At 49.6% G+C, this 1,660-nt stretch carries 2 protein-coding genes; one reads left to right on the top strand and one right to left on the bottom strand.

What is annotated here, in order from left to right:
• On the bottom strand, positions 1 to 448 hold a 448-nt coding region (locus BLX24_RS30225), incomplete at its 3' end, for a phosphoenolpyruvate carboxykinase (ATP) (protein WP_229201928.1).
• A gap of 122 nt (positions 449 to 570) precedes the next feature.
• Here BLX24_RS30225 and BLX24_RS30220 point away from each other — a divergent pair.
• Positions 571 to 1,660, top strand: a 1,090-nt coding sequence (locus tag BLX24_RS30220; RefSeq protein ID WP_071506896.1) for a helix-turn-helix transcriptional regulator, incomplete at its 3' end; no start/stop codon positions are given.

The raw sequence follows: 1,660 nt of genomic DNA, 5'->3' as shown, positions 1-1,660 counted from the left end.
AGGCAGAGGTAGTCAGAATACAAAGGTTAAGCTGGTAGCGCGGATCGGCACCGGCTCTCGCAAAACGGACATATACTTTCTGGTATTCCGCATAATGACACATTTTCCGGTGCAGGCGGTCAAAACGGGCTTCATCAAACGGGATGTTTACGTCACCCCAGTCAACACGTTCGGCTGTCAGGGCATCCTTTACAATATACCGGTCTTTGGGGGAGCGGCCGGTGAATGTTCCGGTCGGGCACATCAGCGCCCCGGTATTGGTTAATTTACCTTCGCCGTTACGTAACGCATGCTCAATGAGTTCAGCCGGCGACAACTGGAAATGCAGATCGTTTACTTCACGGATCTGTAAAAAAGCCAGGGCACGCTCATCGGCAGCTTTAGCCGGTGCCTTTGCGAATGTCGGGATTGTTTCGGTTATCATCATGTTGCCCATTAAGGAGTTCATCAAGGTGTGTCAAAGATAATAGCGATCACGATAAAAATAGCGAACGTTCGCTATTTTTATCGTGATCGCTGCAAGAATCTTAATTTTAGCGTTATTAATATGAGATTAGTTATTTTTGCGGCATGACTTCTGATCGCGATAAAGTCCGGCTCATTTTTGGGCTAAAGGTGAAACAGCTCCGCAATGATCTTGGTATTTCAACCTATGAACTGGCGAACCGTACCGGGCTTTCCCCTTCCTACCTGAATGAAATTGAAAAGGGTAAAAAATATCCGAAAACGGAGAAATTGCTGGCCATTGCCAAAGCGCTGCAAACCGACTATGACTCACTGGTATCCCTGAAAGTCAGCAAGCAGCTCGAACCGGTTGTGGAGCTGCTGAACTCTAACATCCTGAGTGAATTACCATTCGATTTATTTGGCATCGAACCGAATTATTTTCTGGAAGTCATGGCCACGGCCCCGGCCAAGCTCAGTGCGTTTATCAGTACGATTCTCGAAATTGGCCGGAATTACGATGTTCGGGTAGAGCAGTTTTACTTTACCGTGCTGCGGACCTACCAGGCCATGCACGATAATTATTTTGAAGACCTTGAGGCAGAAGCTGACCGGTTTTTACTCGGGAATCCGGCTCCGGCTAATCCGGCTGAACATGCCGGCTGGCTGGCAGGGATACTGGCCAGGGCGTATAAAACCACGATTGAAACCTACAACGACCGGTCACAGCCCAGTCTGCTGAGTCTACGGTCTGTTTATTTGCCGGAAAAAAATAAACTGTTGATCAACAGCTCCCTGATGGAAGAGCAGAAAGTCTTTACGCTGGCACGGGAAGTGGGCTACCGGCGTCTGAACCTGACCGTTCGGCCGCTCGAATCGTCGGTTCTGGAAGGCGGTTCGTTCGATGAGGTGCTGAATAACTTTAAGGCCACCTATTTTGCCCGCGCTATCCTGATTCCGAAGCAGGCGATGACTGATGTCATTGCGGGCATTGTGACGCAGAACACCTGGGAAAATAAGCGCCTGCTCGATGCCATGCAGCCCTACGGGGTGACCCCCGAAATGTTTCTGCTCCGGATGACGAATATGCTGACCAGTCAGTTCGGAATTAAGGAATTGTTCTTTCTCCGAATAAACCAGCGGGCTGACCCGAAACGGACCGATGGCTGGCGGTACATCATTACGAAGGAACTGCACCTGAATAAGCTGCATACAC

The organism is Arsenicibacter rosenii (genome assembly GCF_001870735.1).
GTDB lineage: Bacteria > Bacteroidota > Bacteroidia > Cytophagales > Spirosomataceae > Arsenicibacter > Arsenicibacter rosenii.
Note: the sequence above shows the minus strand (reverse complement) of the source record. Positions and strands in the feature narration are given on the sequence as shown.